Source organism: Streptomyces sp. NPDC051051, from assembly GCF_040682975.1.
Lineage (GTDB): Bacteria > Actinomycetota > Actinomycetes > Streptomycetales > Streptomycetaceae > Streptomyces.
In genome coordinates, this window is sequence record NZ_JBFBCB010000026.1 from 1 (window position 1) to 17,407 (window position 17,407).

The 17,407-nt window shown below is 71.9% G+C and carries 12 protein-coding genes; 3 read left to right on the forward strand and 9 right to left on the reverse strand.

Annotation, left to right across the window (positions count from 1 at the left end; all coding sequences use genetic code 11):
* The 3 genes from AB0N31_RS20410 to dxr form a co-directional block, all read right to left on the reverse strand.
* Positions 1-163: flavodoxin-dependent (E)-4-hydroxy-3-methylbut-2-enyl-diphosphate synthase (locus AB0N31_RS20410; protein WP_356860538.1), on the reverse strand; the 163-nt coding region annotated here is incomplete at its 3' end.
* A gap of 206 nt (positions 164-369) precedes the next feature.
* Positions 370-1,674 carry a site-2 protease family protein gene (locus AB0N31_RS20415; protein ID WP_366059781.1) on the reverse strand — a complete coding sequence of 435 codons (1,305 nt, stop codon included), beginning with the start codon at positions 1,672-1,674 and terminating at the stop codon, positions 370-372.
* Complete coding sequence (gene dxr / locus AB0N31_RS20420; RefSeq protein WP_366059782.1) at positions 1,671-2,927, reverse strand: 1-deoxy-D-xylulose-5-phosphate reductoisomerase; 1,257 nt, start codon at positions 2,925-2,927, stop codon at positions 1,671-1,673. Before dxr ends, AB0N31_RS20415 begins: the two co-directional genes overlap by 4 nt.
* A gap of 189 nt (positions 2,928-3,116) precedes the next feature.
* On the opposite strand from dxr, the gene AB0N31_RS20425 reads away from it, so the two are divergent.
* On the forward strand, positions 3,117-3,566 hold the full coding sequence (locus AB0N31_RS20425; RefSeq protein ID WP_366059783.1) for a lamin tail domain-containing protein: 450 nt from the start codon (positions 3,117-3,119) through the stop codon (positions 3,564-3,566).
* 30 nt (positions 3,567-3,596) lie between these two features.
* On the opposite strand, the gene AB0N31_RS20430 is transcribed toward AB0N31_RS20425, so the two are convergent.
* The gene (locus tag AB0N31_RS20430) at positions 3,597-5,531 is read right to left on the reverse strand and encodes an acyl-CoA dehydrogenase family protein (protein WP_366059784.1); all 1,935 of its coding nucleotides are present in this window, start codon (positions 5,529-5,531) and stop codon (positions 3,597-3,599) included.
* A 111-nt stretch (positions 5,532-5,642) separates the two neighbouring features.
* Positions 5,643-6,452, reverse strand: a complete 810-nt coding sequence (locus tag AB0N31_RS20435; RefSeq protein WP_366059785.1) for an endo-1,4-beta-glucanase — start codon at positions 6,450-6,452, stop codon at positions 5,643-5,645.
* Between the two features lie 246 nt (positions 6,453-6,698).
* On the opposite strand from AB0N31_RS20435, the gene AB0N31_RS20440 reads away from it, so the two are divergent.
* Both AB0N31_RS20440 and AB0N31_RS20445 read left to right on the forward strand, forming a co-directional pair.
* Complete coding sequence (locus AB0N31_RS20440) at positions 6,699-7,712, forward strand: LacI family DNA-binding transcriptional regulator (RefSeq protein WP_366059786.1); 1,014 nt, start codon at positions 6,699-6,701, stop codon at positions 7,710-7,712.
* Between the two features lie 183 nt (positions 7,713-7,895).
* A complete protein-coding gene (locus AB0N31_RS20445) occupies positions 7,896-9,944 on the forward strand; it encodes a glycoside hydrolase family 31 protein (protein WP_366059787.1) in 2,049 nt (682 codons plus the stop codon).
* A 116-nt stretch (positions 9,945-10,060) separates the two neighbouring features.
* Here AB0N31_RS20445 and AB0N31_RS20450 read toward each other — a convergent pair whose 3' ends face one another.
* From AB0N31_RS20450 to AB0N31_RS20465, 4 genes are read right to left on the reverse strand one after another with little or no spacing between them, the layout of a single operon-like run.
* A complete protein-coding gene (locus AB0N31_RS20450) occupies positions 10,061-10,774 on the reverse strand; it encodes a hypothetical protein (protein ID WP_366059788.1) in 714 nt (237 codons plus the stop codon).
* Positions 10,775-10,820: 46 nt separating this feature from the next.
* Complete coding sequence (locus AB0N31_RS20455) at positions 10,821-13,013, reverse strand: glycoside hydrolase N-terminal domain-containing protein (RefSeq protein WP_366059789.1); 2,193 nt, start codon at positions 13,011-13,013, stop codon at positions 10,821-10,823.
* Positions 13,010-15,031: a beta-galactosidase gene (locus AB0N31_RS20460; protein ID WP_366059790.1), complete on the reverse strand. Its 2,022-nt coding sequence runs from the start codon at positions 15,029-15,031 to the stop codon at positions 13,010-13,012. The genes AB0N31_RS20455 and AB0N31_RS20460 overlap by 4 nt, the downstream gene beginning before the upstream one ends.
* Entirely contained in the window at positions 15,031-17,280 is a 2,250-nt protein-coding gene (locus AB0N31_RS20465; protein ID WP_366059791.1) for a 1,4-beta-glucanase, read from the reverse strand. Before AB0N31_RS20465 ends, AB0N31_RS20460 begins: the two co-directional genes overlap by 1 nt.
* Positions 17,281-17,407 lie beyond the last annotated feature (127 nt).

The window sequence follows — 17,407 nt, forward strand, 5'->3', positions numbered from 1 at the left end:
GCAACGTCGCACCGACGTCCGACGTACGCGTCGTCGTCATCGACTGGACGGAGACGGGAGCGTCCCCGCCCACCGCCACGGACCCGACCTGGATCTGCCGGCTCTTGCGGCGCTCGGCGAGCTTGGTCGGAACGGACGGCATGCCGAGAGAAATCGCAGTCATCTGCTGTGCAACCCCAAGTCGTGGATCAAGGTCCAGGTCCCGTCGGTGGCGGGCTCCCGGGTTCGAGATTACGGCACGGGCGCCGCTGCGCGGGCACTCCCCCGCTCTCGGAACACCCCGCCGGGGCCACCCCCACCGGCCGTCGAACCCGCTCACGGGAAGGCGGCCCGGCACAGAGCGTGCCGGGCCGCCCGAACGCCGTGCGGCTAGGAGATCTTGACCGGGTTGACGACGTCCGCGATCAGCACCAGGACGGTGAAGCAGATGAAGATCCCGGCCACCACGTAGGCCACCGGCATCAGCTTCGCCACGTCGAAGGGGCCGGGGTCGGGGCGGCGCAGCACCTTGGCGAGGTTGCGGCGCAGCGACTCCCACAGGGCGCCCGCGATGTGGCCGCCGTCGAGCGGCAGCAGCGGGAGCATGTTGAACAGGAACAGGGAGAGGTTGAAGCCGGCGAGCAGCATCACGAACATCGCGAGCTGCTGGGAGGCCGGGATGTCGAGGGTGGCGATCTCTCCGCCGACCCGTGCCGCGCCGACGACGCCCATCGGGGAGTCGGGTTCGCGGGGGCCGTCGCCGAAGGCCGCGTCCCACAGGGCGGGGATCTTGGAGGGCAGGGCGGCGAGGGAGTCGACGGCGTCACCCACCCGTTCGGTCATCCAGGTCGTGGACTCGCCGAAGTCCTGTTTGACGACTCCGGTGGCCGCGCTGAAGCCGAGGAAGCCCGCCTTGACGTACTCGCCCTGGACGTAGGAGCCGTTGGCGTCCTTCTTCGCGACCTGGTTGGTGGCGATCTTCGCGTTCAGGGTGAGTTCGCGGCCGTCCCGGTCCACGACGATCGCGACCTCTTTGCCGGCGCTGACCCGGATGAGGTCGGAGAGGGTGTCCCAGTCCTCGGTGGGCCGGCCGGCGAAGGAGACGATCCTGTCGCCCTTCTGCATGCCGGCGGCCGCCGCCGGCGAGGCGGGGTCGCCCTTCTCGCAGGTGTCGCGGTTCTCGCTCTGGGCGATGACGCAGGGCGAGACGGAGGCGACGGACGTGGTCTGCTGCTGGATGCCGAAGCCCATCAGGACGGTGAGGAAGAGGGCGACCGCGAGGATCAGGTTCATGAAGGGGCCCGCGAACATCACGATGACCCGTTTCCACGGCTTGCGCGTGTAGAACATGCGCGTCTCGTCGCCGGGCCGGAGTTCCTCGTACGCCGCCGAGCGGGCGTCCTCGATCATGCCGCGCCAGGGCGAGGTGGAGCGGGCCGTGACGCGGCCGTCGTCACCCGGCGGGAACATGCCGATCATGCGGATGTAGCCGCCGAACGGGATCGCCTTGACGCCGTACTCGGTCTCGCCCTTGTGGCGGGACCAGATGGTCGGGCCGAAGCCGACCATGTACTGCGGGACGCGGATGCCGAAGAGCTTGGCGGTGGACAGGTGCCCCAGCTCGTGCCAGGCGATCGACACCAGCAGGCCGAACGCGAAGACCACTATGCCGAGGATGAACATCAGGGTCGTCATGCACGGGCCTCCGCCGTCTGTGCCGTCAGTTCCCGGGCCCGGGCGCGCGCCCAGGTCTCCGCTTCGAGGACGTCCGGCACGGTGAGCGAGGTTCCCGCGCGCGGGGTGCCGTGTTCCTCGACGACCCTCGTCACGGTCTCCATGATCCCGTTGAACGGCAGCGCGCCCTTGCGGAACGCCTCCACGCACTCCTCGTTGGCGGCATTGAACACCGCCGGGGCCGTCCCCGCGAGCTCGCCGACGTGCCGGGCGAGGTTCACGGAGGGGAAGGCGTCGTCGTCGAGCGGGAAGAACTCCCACGTCGACGCCTTGCTCCAGTCGAAGGCGGGCGCCGCGTCGGGAACCCGTTCGGGCCAGCCGAGGCCGATGGCGATGGGCCCGCGCATGTCGGGGGGCGTCGCCTGCGCCAGTGTCGATCCGTCCGTGAACTCAACCATCGAGTGGACATACGACTGCGGATGCACGACCACCTCAATGCGGGAGAAGGGAATGTCGTAGAGGAGGTGCGCCTCGATGACTTCCAGGCCCTTGTTGACGAGGGTCGCCGAGTTGATCGTGATGACCGGGCCCATGGCCCAGGTGGGGTGCGCGAGGGCGTCCTCGACGGTGACGTGGGCCAGCTGGTCCTTGGTACGGCCGCGGAAGGGACCGCCGGAGGCGGTGACGACGAGCTTGCGGACGTCGGCGCGGGTGCCGGCCGCGAGGGCCTGGAACAGCGCCGCGTGCTCGGAGTCGACCGGGATGATCTGGCCGGGCTTGGCGAGCGCCTTCACCAGCGGGCCGCCGACGATGAGCGACTCCTTGTTGGCGAGCGCGAGGGTGCGGCCCGCCTCCAGGGCGGCGAGGGTGGGCGCGAGGCCGATGGAGCCGGTGATGCCGTTCAGCACGGTGTGGCTGTCGGAGGCGGCGAGCCGGGTGGCCGCGTCCGGTCCGGCGAGGATCTCGGGGAGCGGCTCGCCGACGCCGTACCGCGCGGTGAGCGCCTCGCGCAGCTCCGGTACGACGTCCTCGCGGGCCACCGCGACGGTCCTGGCCCTGAGCCGGTGCGCCTGTTCGGCGAGGAGGGCGACGCGTCCGCCGTTGGCGGAGAGGCCGGTGACCCGGAACCGGTCGGGGTTGCGCAGCACGAGATCGATGGCCTGGGTGCCGATCGAGCCCGTGGAGCCGAGGATCACCACGTCCTTCGGGCCGTCGCCCGCCACGGGGTCGTAGACGAGGTGGGGGTCGGCGAGGGGAGCTGGACTGTCACTCATCCCCCCATTGTGGCCGCATCGGCCCTCCGTGAGGACAGCACGTCCTTCGTGCGGGTGCCTGGTCGCTCTCTGCGCCCGTCGGAGGCAGATTCCCCGCCGTGAAGAACGAGTGAAGATCGTGTGATAACACTTCAGTTCGGCCGGTGGACGACCGGCCGCCGTCGGACGACATCCTTGGGGGGATTCTCCATGCGCATACGCGCCGCCCTGCCCGCGCTCGCGGGTGCCGCCGTCATCACCGGCACGCTGCTCAGCTCTCCGGCCCAGGCCGCCGGGTCCGTGCACATCCACCAGGTGTACTACGACAGCCCCGGCTCGGACGGCGGCTCGAACACGAGCCTCAACGGCGAGTGGGTCAAGATCAAGAACTCGACCTCGTCGACGGTCTCGCTCAAGGGCTGGAAGATCAAGGACGTCACGGGCTACACGTACACCTTCGGCGACGTGCGGATCGCGGCCGGCAGCTCCAAGAAGGTGCACACCGGCAAGGGGACCAACACCGGGACCGACAAGTACTGGGGCCGCTCCTGGTACGTCTGGAACAACACCGGCGACACCGCGAAGCTCTACAGGGCGAGCGGCGCGAAGGTCGACTCCTGCTCGTGGTCCTCGAGGGGCAGCGGATACACGTACTGCTGAGGCACCCGCGCTCCGCCGCCCCTCGGGCCGTCACCTGACGGGGCGGTGGACGTTCTCCCGCGCGCTGGGCCCGGGCGTCGTGTCGGCGATCCACGGGCCCTCGCCCGACGGGTCGACGATGCCGTGCTCCAGCCACTCGTAGGTGCCCGACAGGACGCCCTCGACGACCTTGCGGTCGAGGGCGTCGGTGTTGGACCACAGGCGGGTGAAGAGTTCCTCGACGCGGATGCGGGACTGGCGGCAGAACACGTCGGCGAGCTGGTAGGCCTCGCGACCGTGCTCGCCGCGGGAACGCAGCAGCTCGGCGCGCACGCAGGCCGCGCTCATCGCGAACAGTTCGGCGCCGATGTCGACGATCCGGCCGAGGAAGTTCTGCTTGGTCTCCATGCGGCCCTGCCAGCGGGACATGGCGTAGAAGGTGGAGCGGGCCAGCTTGCGGGCGTGCCGCTCGACGTACCGCAGGTGCGGGGAGAGGTCGACTTCGTGCTTGAACTCGGTGAAGGAGTTCGGGAGTTGACCGGGCCCCGCGATCAGCTTCGGCAGCCACCTGGCGTAGAAGACGCCCGCGTTGGCACCCGCCCTCGCCTTGTCCTGGAGGGTCTTGTCGGGATCGATGAGGTCGCCGGCGACCGAGAGGTGGGCGTCGACGGCCTCGCGGGCGATCAGCAGGTGCATGATCTCCGTCGAGCCCTCGAAGATGCGGTTGATGCGCAGGTCGCGCAGGACCTGTTCGGCGGGGACCGCCCGCTCGCCGCGGGCGGCGAGGGAGTCGGCGGTCTCGAAGCCGCGGCCGCCGCGGATCTGGACCAGTTCGTCGGCCGTCCGCCAGCCCATCTCGGAGGCGAAGAGTTTGGCCAGGGCGCCCTCGATGCGGATGTCGTTGCGGTTCTCGTCGGCCATCTGCGAGGACAGGTCGAGCACGGCCTCCAGGGCGAAGGTCGTCGCCGCGATGAAGGAGATCTTCGCCCCGACCGCCTCGTGGCCGGCGATGGGCCTGCCCCACTGCTCGCGGGCCGCCGACCACTCGCGGGCGATCTTCAGGCTCCACTTGCCGGCCGCCACACAGGAGGCGGGCAGCGACAGGCGGCCGGTGTTGAGGGTGGTCAGCGCGATCTTCAGACCGGCGCCCTCGGGGCCGATGCGGTTCGCGGCGGGGACGCGGACCCGGTGGAAGCGGGTGACGCCGTTCTCGATGCCGCGCAGTCCCATGAAGGAGTTGCGGTTCTCCACGGTGATGCCGGGCGAGTCCGCCTCCACGACGAAGGCGGTGATGCCGCCCGGGTGGCCCTCGCTCCTGGGCACCCGGGCCATGACGACCAGCAGGTCGGCGACGACGCCGTTGGTGGTCCACAGCTTCACGCCGTCGAGGACGTAGTCGTCCCCTTCGGGTACGGCGCTGGTGGCGAGGCGGGCCGGGTCGGAGCCGACGTCCGGCTCGGTGAGGAGGAAGGCGCTGATGTCGGTGCGGGCGCAGCGCGGCAGGAACCGCTGCTTCTGCTCGTCGGTGCCGAACAGCTTCAGAGGCTGCGGCACGCCGATCGACTGGTGTGCCGAGAGCAGCACGCCGACCGCCGGGCTGACCGAGCCGACCAGGGCCAGTGCCTTGTTGTAGTACACCTGGGTCAGGCCGAGCCCGCCGTACTCGGGGTCGATCTTCATGCCGAGGGCGCCGAGTTCCTTGAGGCCGGCCACGACCTCGTCGGGGATGCGTGCCTCGCGCTCGATGAGGGCGCCGTCGATCCGCGTCTCGCAGAACTCGCGGAGCTCGGCCAGGAACCGCTCGCCGCGGCGTACGGCCTCGTCGGCGGGGAGGGGGTGGGGGTGGATGAGGTCGAGGCGGAAACGGCCCAGGAACAGTTCCTTGGCGAAGCTGGGCTTGCGCCAGTCCTGTTCCCGGGCGGCCTCCGCCACCTGTCGGGCCTCACGTTCGGTGACGACGGGCTTCTTGAGGGGTGGTGCGGACATGAGGCTCACCTCGCCGCGAATCGGGATCTCGGACCACATCGGTTACCGATGGGTGCTACCCGATCGTTGGTACCCGATCCGGGGCGAACCCACCACCCCTCGCGCGTCCGGTCAGCCGATGGTGACCGTGTACGACTTCGTGTCCAGACGGCCCTTGCCCTTGAAGACCTCGGTCCCGGACTCGATGCCGGAGACGTACTTGTCGTTGCCGAGGAGCTTGCGCCGGACGAGTGCCTGGGTGAAGTCGTCGAGGTTCAGCGTGGCCTTGGTGGTGTTGGTGCGGCGGACGAAGGAGTAGACGTTCCAGCCGATGTCGCCCCGGTACAGGTCCCACATGGCGCCGCCCAGGCTGACGCTGCCGTACTTGGTGCCCAGCGGGCCCGCGCCGCCCTGGCGGTTGAGCCAGATCATGACCTCGTCGGTGGGCTGGTCCTGCCAGTCCGCGGTGTTCTTGTCGTGCAGCCACAGGTCGTGGGCGACGTTCATGACACCGGGGTTCGCGGAGACGGAGAAGTCCCAGCTCACGGTCACCTTCTTGCGGTCGCCGACCCGGATCGGCAGTCCGGTCTTCGCCTTGTCGACCTTCCAGCCCCAGTGCCAGCCGAGGACGGTGCTGGCGTAGGACTTCACGTCGTAGTCCTTGCCGGTGGCACTGTTGGCCCAGTCGTAGTCCGTCCCCCAGGACACGGTCGAGCCCGTCCGGGAGTTGTCCCAGACGCACTGGCTGCCGACGGCCTTCCCCTGGTTCCAGAGGTTGTTGTTCACGTAGTACTTGCCGAGCGTGACGGTGTCGAACGCCGTGCACTTCCTGCTCGACTCGCCCGCCTGGGCGACGGTGACGCCGGCGGCGGCCGCGAGGGCGACCGCGGCGGCGACGAGGCCCTTCGCCGTCCGGGAGAGACGGGGTCTGCGGTGTTGCATCGGGGGTCCTTCCGGGGGGACGGTTCCTGTACGTCCTCCCAGTGGTCGCAGCGGGCACGCAAGGTTGCCGCGGCCCGCGGAATCCGGCCCGCCGGACCGTGCCGGGGAAACGCCGGAGAAACCCTGTCGAAGCGCTTCGACAACCTATGGACACCCACTCCCGCTAGAGCTACTGTCAAAGCACCCTCACTCGCCCTTGTTCCCCTTGCGCACTGTCGAAGCGCTTCACACATCTTGGAGAGCTGGATGGTCACCCTCGCCGAGGTCGCCCAGCACGCCGGAGTCTCGGCGAGCACGGTGAGCTATGTCCTCAGCGGCAAGCGGTCCATCTCCGCGACCACCCGGGAGCGGGTGGAGCAGAGCATCCGCCAGCTCGGCTACCACCCGAACGCGGGCGCGCGGGCCCTGGCCAGCAGCCGGTCGAACATCATCGCGCTGATGATCCCGCTGCGCACCGACATGTACGTGCCGGTGATGATGGAGATCGCCATCGCGGTCGCCACCACGGCGCGTACGCACGGCTACGACGTCCTGCTGCTCACCGGCGAGGAGGGTCCCGACGCGGTGCGCCGGGTCACCGGCAGCGGACTCGCCGACGCGATGATCCTGATGGACGTCCAGCTCGACGACGAGCGGCTGCCGCTGCTGCGCGGCACCGACCAGCCGTCGGTCCTGATCGGGCTGCCCGCCGACACCACGGGCCTGACCTGTGTGGACCTCGACTGGAGCGCGACCGGCGCGCTGTGCGTGGAGCACCTGGCGACGTTCGGGCACCGCGACCTCGCCGTCATCGGCGAGGCGCCCGCGGTGTACGAGCGGCACACCGGTTTCGCCGAGCGCACCCTCGAAGGGCTCCGGTCCCGCGCGAAGGAACTGGGTCTGCGCGTGCTGCACCGCCCCTGCGAGAACGGGTACGACGCCATGGCGGTGACGCTGGCCCGGATCCTCGACGAGCGGCCCGGCACCACCGGCTTCGTCGTGCAGAACGAGTCGGCGGTCGAGCCGCTGCTCGCGCTGCTGCGCCAGCAGGGCCGGGCCGTGCCCGAGGACGTGTCGGTGGTCGCCATCTGCCCCGACCAGGTGGCCGTGCAGGCGTCGGTGCGGCTGACGTCGGTCGCCATCCCCGCGCAGGAGATGGGGCGGCGGGCCGTGGAGCAGCTGGTGGCCAAGCTCGACGGCCGGGGTGACGACGACGTGATGCTGCTCGCCCCGGAGCTGACGGTCCGTGCGAGTTCGGGCCCCGCGCCGGCCGCTTCCTGACCGGACGGCCGCACCACCCCGCACGTCCCCGCCCGACCCGCACGTCCCCCGCTCGTTCCCGACGTCCCGCCCGACCTGCACGTCCCCGCACGTCCCCGAGCCGCACCGGTGCCGCGTCCGTGGCACCCCCATGCCTCTTCCTCCTCCATGACTCACTCCTCCAGGAGCACAGGAGCACGCCACGTGAATCAGCCTGCCGAAAACCAGCCCCAGGTCAGCCTGGCGCAGTCGTCTCCCACCGTCGGCACCTTCCGCGAGCGGGACGGTGCGCTGGAGTGGAGCGGCCGCCAGGAGACCGTCCGTGTCGAGCCGTGGGGTCCGGACGGGGTCCGGGTCCGTGCGCGGCTCGGCGGTCCCGTCCTCGACGGTCTGCCCGGCGCGCTGCTCGACGAGGCGCCGCCGGCCTCCTCCACGGTCGAGATCGAGGACGGGCGGGGCCGGCTGACGGTCGGCGCACTCACCGTCGAGGTGGACGCCGAAGGGCTGGTCCGGTTCCTGGACAGCTCCGACGACCGGGAGCTGCTGGCCGAGGAGCGCGCCCATTTCTGGTGGCCCGGCCCGCGGCTCTACACGGCCGTGGGCAACGGCCACCACCGTCTGGAGCAGCGGTTCGCCGCCTACGACGACGAGAAGCTCTACGGCCTGGGTCAGCACCAGCACGGGCGGCTCGACCAGAAAGGACTGGTGCTGGACCTGGTCCAGCGCAACGCCGAGGTCGGCATCCCGGTGCTCACCTCCAGCCGGGGCTACACCCTGCTGTGGAACAACCCGGCGATCGGACGGGTGGAGCTGGCGCACAACGGCACCCGCTGGGTGGCCGACTCGGCCCGCCAGATCGACTACTGGGTCACCGCGGGCACACCGGCCGACGCCCAGCGCCGCTACAGCGCGGTGACGGGCCGTACGCCGATGCTGCCGGAGTGGGCGGCCGGCTTCTGGCAGTGCAAGCTGCGCTACCGCACCCAGGACGAACTCCTGGCCGTGGCACGGGAGTACAAGCGGCGCGGGCTGCCCCTGGACGTCATCGTGTGCGACTTCTTCCACTGGACGCACCTGGGCGAGTGGAAGTTCGACCCGAAGGAATGGCCGGACCCGGCCGCGATGGTCCGCGAACTGGACGAGCTGGGCGTCAAGCTGGTGGTGAGCGTCTGGCCGTCGGTGTCCCCGCTGTCGGAGAACCATCCGGTGATGGAGCAGCGCGGCTACTTCATCGGCACCCAGTACGGCCCGATGGCGCACGCCGACTGGCCGGACAAGGAGGTCGCCACCCCGGTCCAGGTCGCCTTCTACGACGCCACCAACCCCGACGCCCGGGAGTTCGTGTGGTCACGGATCCGCGACAACTACCTCGCCCCCTACGGGATCACGGCGTTCTGGCTGGACGCCTGCGAGCCGGAGCTGAAGCCGGGCTTCCCGGAGAACCTGCGGTACTGGGCGGGGCCGGGCCTGGAGGTCGGCAACATGTACCCGGCCGAGAACGCCCGGACCTTCTACGAGGGCCTGCGCGCGTCCGGCTGCGGCGACGACGAGATCATCACCCTCAACCGCTCGGCGTGGGCGGGAAGTCAGCGCTACGGCGCCGCCCTGTGGTCGGGTGACATCGGCACCGACTTCGCGACCCTGCGCCGGCAGATCGCGGCGGGCCTCAACACCGCCCTGTCGGGCATCCCGTGGTGGAACACCGACATCGGCGGCTTCCACGGCGGCGACCCGGACGACCCGGAGTACCGCGAGGTGATGGTCCGCTGGTTCCAGTTCGGCGCGCTGTCCCCGCTGATGCGCCTGCACGGCTTCCGCGACCCGGGCATGCCGCTGGGCCCGGAGATGACCGGCGGCCCCAACGAGGTGTGGTCGTACGGCGAGGAGGCCGGGGCCGTCCTGGAGAAGTACCTGCGGCTGCGCGAGCGGCTGAAGCCGTACGTGCTCCAGGTCATGCGGGAGGCGCACGAGGAGGGGCTGCCGGTGATGCGGCCGCTGTTCCTGGAGTTCCCCGACGACCGGGCGGCCTGGTCCGTCGACGACTCCTACCTCCTCGGCCGTGACCTGCTGGTCGCCCCGGTGCTGACGGCGGGCGCGACGGTCCGGACGGCCTACCTTCCGGCGGGCGCGCGCTGGACGGACGCCTGGACGGGTGAGACGTACGAGGGCGGCTCGGCCGTGACGGTCGACGCACCGCTGGACCGGATCCCGCTGTTCCTGCGGGACGGGGCGCGGCTGCCCGTGGCCGGGTAGTCGCGGCGGACGAGGAAGCGCGGCCGGTCCCGTCCCGGGGAGGGAGGAGGGGCCGGCCGCGCCGCACCGGCGGGGCGGGGCCGCTCACGCGTGCCGTGCGGCGCCGCCCCGTCCGGTCAACTGCTGCTGACGGTGAGGTTGTCGGTCTGGAAGTTCAGGCCGCCCGCGGACGAGGTGATCTCGAAGCCGAACTGGACGTCGCCGATGGTCTCGTTGCCCATCCAGCCCTTGGTGTCCTTGATCCACCTGAGGATCGGGAGGATGTTCACGGTGCCGGACGACGAGTTCGAGGTGCGGATGAACGAGAACACCTCGTTGGCGCCGTTGCTGCCCTTGTACACGGTCCAGGTGTGACCGCCCAGCGTCACGGTGCCCTGCGAGGTGCCGAGGGGTCCGACGGCCCCGGTCTTGTTGACCCAGAGCATGATCTCGTAGTCGTAGTCGGTGTCCCAGATGTCGTACGAGGAGTTGTAGGCGCCGGACGACGGGACGGTGACGTTGTAGCTGCTGGTGAGGGAGCCGAGCGAGGTGATCGTCTTGTTGATCACCTTCTTGGCGTTCGGGTAGGACTTGATGCCGCCGGTGTTGGGATGGTCGGCCCAGACGCCCCAGTTGGTGCCGGAGTTGGCCCAGACGCATTGGCTGCCGGCGCCGGAGCCCCAGATGTTGTTGTAGAGGGTGTAGCCGTTGAGGCCGGTGTTGCCCCACTGGTCGCAGGAGTTCCAGACGGCCGCCTGGGCGGGGGCGGCGGCGAGGCCGACGGTGGCGCCGAGCGCCAGGGCTGGAGCGAGCAGGGCCTTGGTGACCCTGCCGAGGATGCGAGGTGCCATGGTGTCCCTTCCATGGGTGGGGGGATGCGGGGGGATGTGCGGGGAGCTACCACGTCCCCAGGGTGAGGACGTGGTCCTCTCCGGCGACGAGGTCGAGCGGCTCCGTGCCGGAGGAAGTCAGGACGTCGATGCGGTGCGTGCGGTGCGGGCGCAGGACGGCGCGGGCTCCGCCGGGACCCCAGGCGAGGTCGAGGACGGCGCCGAACCGGGTGCGTACGCCCCGCAGTTCGCCCGCCGGGAGGGCGGGGACGGGGGCGGGCAGCAGGACCAGCCGGTCGGGGGTCGACTGGACGAGCGCCTCGATGACGACGGCGGGCAGGGTGTGGGCGGCGTCCGCGTTGTAGACGTCGCGGCGGGGGTAGTGGGCGCTCATCAGGGAGGCGTGGAAGAAGTCGCCCTCCAGCACCCGGGCGAGCGCCTCGCCGACGCGCCGGCCGTCGCGCAGCCGGGCCGCGATCAGCGCGTGGTGGAGGTGGCCGTGCGCGGAGTCGTTCTCGGGTCCGCGCAGTTCGAGCGCGCGGCGGGCGGCGGCCGCGAGCGCGGGCGTGTCGTAGGGGTTGATCTCGTCGAGGGGCCAGACGGCGTACAGGTGGCTGAGGTGGCGGTGGTCGTAGGTGTCGCCGAGGCCGGGCCAGGCCCATTCGGCGAGGGCGCCGTCGGCGTTGACGCGGTGCGGCGGGAGCCGGTCGGCGAGGGCCCGCAGGCGGGCCGCGTCGTCCGGGTGGTAGGCGGCGGCGGTGCGCAGGGCGTGCCGGGCGGCGGAGAGGTCCATGGCCGCGTTGATCGCGCCCCAGCTCCCGCCCGCGGGCCGGTTCTCCGGTGAGTAGGACGGGACGACGACGAGGTGGCCGTCGGCGTCGGTGCGGGTGAGGAAGTCCTCGTAGAACAGGACGGTCTCGGCGAGCGCGGCGGCGGTGCGGGGGTCTTGTCCGCCGTGGGTCTCGTCGTGGTCGACGAGCGGCTTGAGCAGCCAGTCGGCGCCGGCCGTCCACAGGTGGAGCGGGTACTCGCGGCTGAAGTGGTAGGTCAGTCCCGACTCGCCGTCGGTGTGCGGCGGGGCGACGATCCCCCGGGCGCCGAAGATCGCGCGGGCGTTCTCCCGCCAGTCGTCCCGCTGGCGGTGGACGAGGGCGGCGAGGGCCGCGGTGACCTCGGGCAGGGCGGCGGCCGCCGCCGACGCCGTCTGGAGGTTGAGGTTGGCGTCGGTGGTGAACGCGCCGGCCCAGGCCGTGTCCCAGTCGCCGGTCCACAGGCCGGTGAGGCGGGGCGGGAGGAGGCCGCTCGCGCTGAGGAGGTGGTAGCGGCCGGCCGCGAAGAGCCGTTCCAGGAGCGCCGTGCCGCCGGGGCGCGCGAGCAGCTCCGAGCCGGGCAGGGTGCGTTCGTCCGGGTCGGCTGCGAGGTCGAGGGCGACCCGCTCGTAGGCGGTGCGGTGGAGTGCCGTGTGGCGGTCGAGGAGGTCGTCGTACGTCCGTCCGGCGAGGACGGCGCGCAGGGAGCGGGTCTCCTCGGTGACGTCGAGGTCGCCGGTGTGGCGGCGGACGCGGGTGAGGAGCAGGACGGAGTCGGCGCTCTCGACGCGGGCGCCCGGGGCGGCGAGGGAGAGCCGGCCGCCGGTCACCGCGACGAGGGTGACGCCGGTGTACCCGCGGTCGCTGTCCGGGTAGCGGGCGCGGAGGCTGAGGACGGCGCCCTCCGGGGTGAGGAGCGCGCCGTGGCCCACGCCCAGGCGGGCGGGCGCGTTCGGGAGGCGGTGGTCCAGGGTGATGTCGAGGGTGAGGGCCGGGGCGGTGATGTGCTGGACGACGACGTCGTCCGCGCGGGAGACGAGGACGCGGCTGGTCCAGTCGGCGGTGGCGGCGGTGACCTCGCCGGTGCGGAAGTCGACGTCACGGCGATAGTCGCGGGCGTCGGCGTCCGGTCGCCGGAGCCGGATCTGGAACGCGGGGTGGAAGGGCTGCACCCACTGCAGAGGCCGTCCGTCGGTGAAGTCCTCGGCCGCCGTGAGGTCCCCGGCGAGCAGCCGGTCCTGGAGGTCGGGGAGTCCGGCGGCGAGCCGCGGGGGTGCGGCGTGTTCGGCGCCGTTGGGGCGGACGAGGGTGTGGTGGGTGACGACGACGCGGTCGTCGTCCGGATCACCGAACACGAGGGCGCCGTGGTGGCCGTTGCCGCTGAGGAAGCCGTCCTCCCAGCGGGCGGCCGGGCGCGGCTCCCAGGTGCCGTGGACGGGGCCGGCGGTCATGACGAGAGCACCGCGACGCCGTAGCGGCCGAGGGTGACCCGGTCCGTCACCTCGGCGTCCGCGTCGGTACCGGTACCGGTACCGGTGTCGGCGTCGGCGTCGGCGTCGGCGTCGGCCAGGAGGTTCCGGTGGGTGCCCGGCACCTCGACGGTCACGGACTCGCGCCCGTGGTTGAGCAGGAACAGCAGGTCACCGCGGCGGACGGCCTCGACCCGGTCGGGCAGGTCCGCGAGCACCGGGACGGCCCCGGCGCCGGCCGCGATCCGGGCGAGCAGTTCGCGCAGGGAGTCGGGTTCGGGGAGTGTCGAGACGTACCAGGCGCGGTCCTTGCGGAGCACGGCGGGCAGGCCGTCGAGGTCTCCGCCCCGGTAGGAGGCCTCCGCCACGGCGTCGTCGGTCTTCTCGATCTCCTCCGACCACAGGGTGCCGCGGAAGCCGTCGCACACGGCGTGCTCCTCGGGGTCCAGCGGCCACCACTCGTGCAGGGTGCGGATGCCGAACAGCTCGCGCAGCCGGGCGTCCATGCCGCCGGGGCGGATCCGGTCGTCCTCGTCGGCGACGCCGGTCAGGAAGCCGCTGACGAGGGTGCCGCCGCCGCGGACGTAGGCGAGGAGGTTGTCGATCGCGGTGTCGGTGAGGAGGTAGAGCTGCGGGACGACGACCAGCTTGTATCCGCCGAGGTCGTGTTCGGGGTGGGCGAAGTCGGTGGTGAGGTGGGACTCCCACAGGGCGCGGTGCCAGGCGTGCAGGACGTCCGCGTGCCCGACGTGCGCGGAGGGCCGGGCCTCCTGGGAACTCGCCCACCAGGCGTGCCAGTCGTGCAGGACCGCGATGTCGTTCACACTGTGCCGGCCGGTCACCCGCGCGGAGATCCTGGCGAGGTCGGCGCCGAGCCGTCTGACCTCCTGGTAGGTGCGGCCCTCCTCCCCCGCGTGGCCGACCATGCCGGAGTGGAACTTCTCCGCGCCCTGGCGGGACTGGCGCCACTGGAAGTAGCAGACGGCGTCGGCGCCGCGGGCCACGGCCTGCAGGGACCACAGGCGGTTGAGGCCGCGCGGCTTGGGGTGGTTCACCCCGCGCCAGTTGACGGGTCCGGCCGCCTGTTCCATCAGCATCCAGGGGCCGCGGGCCTGCGAGCGGGTCATGTCCTGGACGAGGGCGCCGTGCTGGGCGCCGAGCGGGTCGCGCGGGTCGGGGTAGAGGTCGACGGAGACGACGTCCTCCTCCGCCGCCCAGCGCCAGGCGTCCTGGCCGGCCCACAGCGGCATGAAGTTGCTGGTCACGGGGAGGTTCGGGGTGGCCCGGCGGACGATGTCCCGCTCAGCGGTGAAGCACTCCAGGAGCATGTCGGAGGTGAACCGTTTGAAGTCCAGCACCTGGGTGGGGTTCTTCAGGTAGTGGGCGTGACGGGGCGTGTGGACCTCGGCCCAGTCGCCGTAGCCCTGGCTCCAGAAGGCGGTGCCCCATGCCTCGTTGAGGGCGTCGAGGGTGCCGTACCGGTCCTGGAGCCAGCGGCGGAAGCGGGCGGCGGCCTCGTCGCCCCAGTCGTAGGTGCAGTACTCGTTGTTGATGTGCCACATGGTCAGGGCCGGGTGGCCGCCGTAGCGGGCGGCGAGGTCCTCCGTGATCGCGGCGGCGAGGCGGCGGTAGGTGGCGCTGGAGTGCGAGAAGTGCTGGCGTCCGCCCCACCACTCGGTGCGCCCGTCCTGGTCGACGGGGAGCGTGTCCGGGTGGAGGTGGCCCATCCAGGGCGGCGGCGAGGCGGTGGGGGTGGCCAGGACGACGCCGACGCCATGGGCGTGCATCAGGTCCATGAGCCGGTCGAGCCAGCCGAACTCCCTTGTTTCCGGGCGAGGTTCGAGCTTCGCCCAGGAGAAGACGCCGAGGGTGACGGAGTTGACGCCGGCGTCCTTCATCAGCCGGACGTCCTCCTGCCACGTCTCCTCGGGCCACTGCTCGGGGTTGTAGTCGCCGCCGAAGAGGATGCGGCCGTTCGTCACCGTGTCCAGGCCGGGCATCAGACGGGCTCCCCGTACTGGACGCCGCGCCCGTTGGTGGCGAGGTAGACCCGGCCGTACACCCGTGGGTCACCGGTGATCGTCTCGCCGGTCCAACCCCACTGGTGGGCGTCGTCGTTGATCCGCACCCAGCTCTTCGCCTCGTCGTCGGAGCGGTACACGGCGGTGATCGTCTCGACGGCTCCGACCAGGTAGACCGCCGGGTAGGCGGCGCCGTCGGCCGCCTTGCCGAAGCCGAGGGCGTACGAGGCCCGGGGGCCGGCGACCTTCGAGAAGGTCGCGCCGCCGTCCGTGGACCGGTGGAGCCCGTTCCCCTTGGTGCTCAGCCACAGGTCGCCGGACCGGCCGGACGCCGCGACCAGCTCGAACTGGCTGTCTCCCGAGGGCAGTCCGCTCGCGCGCGGGGTGAAGGTCAGGCCGCCGTCGGTGCTGGCGAACAGCGTCCCCGTGTCGGTGTCGTACGCGTAGAAGCGCGTGGGGTCGGCCGGGTCGGCGACCGGTGTGGCGCCCTTGGGGAAGGAGGGGACCTCGGACCAGGTGGCGCCGTCGTCGGTGGAGCGGTGGGCCGGGTGCCTGGTGCCGTCCCAGTGCACGAACACCCACAGCAGCACGCTGCCGTCGGTGTTGACGGCGATCGGCCCCGGCGCGTCCTTGCCGAGGGCGGGCTGGGCCGGGAAGGGCGTCCAGGTCCGCCCGCCGTCGTCGGAGCGGGCGCCGTTGCCGTGGTCGCCCCAGCCGGTGCGCACGACGTACGCCGGCCTGGCCGCGGCCATCGCCAGTCCCGTGGCCGTGCCGGTCACGGGGTTCGTGGCCATGCCGCGGGAGGGCGAGGCGGTGAGCCTGTCGTGGTACAGCACGCCGATGTCCCCGGAGCCGCTGATCAGGTGCGCCCGCCCGGTCGGGGGCGAGATCAACTGGCGCACGGACGTCTCCTCCAGGCCGCGGATCTGCGGGGCCCAGTGCTTCATGTCCCGGGTGCCGTAGAGGGTCGCGCCGGTGCCGTACACGAGGTGCCGCGAGTCGTACGGGTCGACGGCGACGGCCTGGATCCACCAACCGAACTTGGGCTTCGCCTCTCCCCACTTGAGGTAGGGGGTCTCCGACACGTCGAGGACGGCGGTGTCCTTGAGGGAGGTCCAGGTGCGGCCGCCGTCGGTGCTGCGGTACAGGGTGTCGACGGCCGCCCAGCGGTTGTTGGTGGAGACGACGACGGTGCCGGGGCGGCGGGCGTCCACGGCGGCCCCGCCGTAGCCGAAGGTGTCCGACGAGCCGTCGTCGGTGGTCCCGCCGGGCTTCACCGGGGTGACCTCGGTCCACCTGCCGGTGACCGTGGCCAGCTTGTGCACGCTGCCGTCGGACTGTCCGTTGGGGCCGGGGGCGTCGGCGTACGTCACGTACAGCTCACGCGCGTGCCGGTCGTACGCGGCCCGGACCGGGACCTTCGCGGCGGTACCGGCGGGCTGTCCGGGGACGGGCTCCCAGGTGGTGCCGTCGGCGGTCCGGAAGAGGTTGGGCGTCGCGCCGTCGGAGTCGCCCCAGCCGGCGTAGAGGGTGCGGCCGGCCGCGACGAGGAGGGTGACGCCCTGCCCGGTGGGGCTCGGGGTGACCGGGAAGGTGTCCGCCGTCTTCCAGGTGGCGCCCCGGTCCGTGGATTTGAGGAGTCCGTCGTGCCGGGTCCCCAGCCAGAGGGTGTCGCTGTCGCGCGGGTCCACCAGGAGGCGCTCGCCCGTGCCCCGGCCGTCCTCGTTGGCGCCGAGCTTCACGGTGAGGTCGGTGCGCGTCCAGGTGGCGCCGCGGTCCTCGGAGCGCAGGACCGCGCCGTTGCCGGCCCAGGACTGGGCGTAGGTGCCGAGGGCCAGGTAGAGGCGGTCCGGGTGCGCCGGGTCGACGGCCAGGGCCTCGACGCCGAGGAGGTTCCAGTCGTCCCAGCCGAGGTGGTCGGTGAGGGGGGTCCAGCGGGCGGTGCGGTCGTCCCAGCGGTACGCGCCGCCGATGTCCGTGCGGGCGTAGGCGAGGCCTCGGACGGCGGGGTGGAAGAGGACGCCCGTCACGAAGCCGGTGCCGCCGACGACGGCGGTGCGCCAACGGTAGGCGGGGGCGCCGGACCGCTCCTGTTCCGCGGCGTGGGTGCTCTGTTCCGCGGCGTGGGCGCGGCCCTGGAGGGCGGGGGCGGCGGTGAGGGCCGCCGCGGCCGCCGTCCCGGCGAGCACGGTGCGGCGGGAGGGGCGGGAAAGGAAAGAAGCCGACATGGGTGACCTCGCGGGGACGTGGGGAGGTGGCCGGGGTGCGGGTGGGGACTTGCGACAGGCGTCCGGAACTGGACGACGGGGCGGGTGAGGGCACTCGCCCAGGGGCGCGGGGAACCGCGCGACCGGC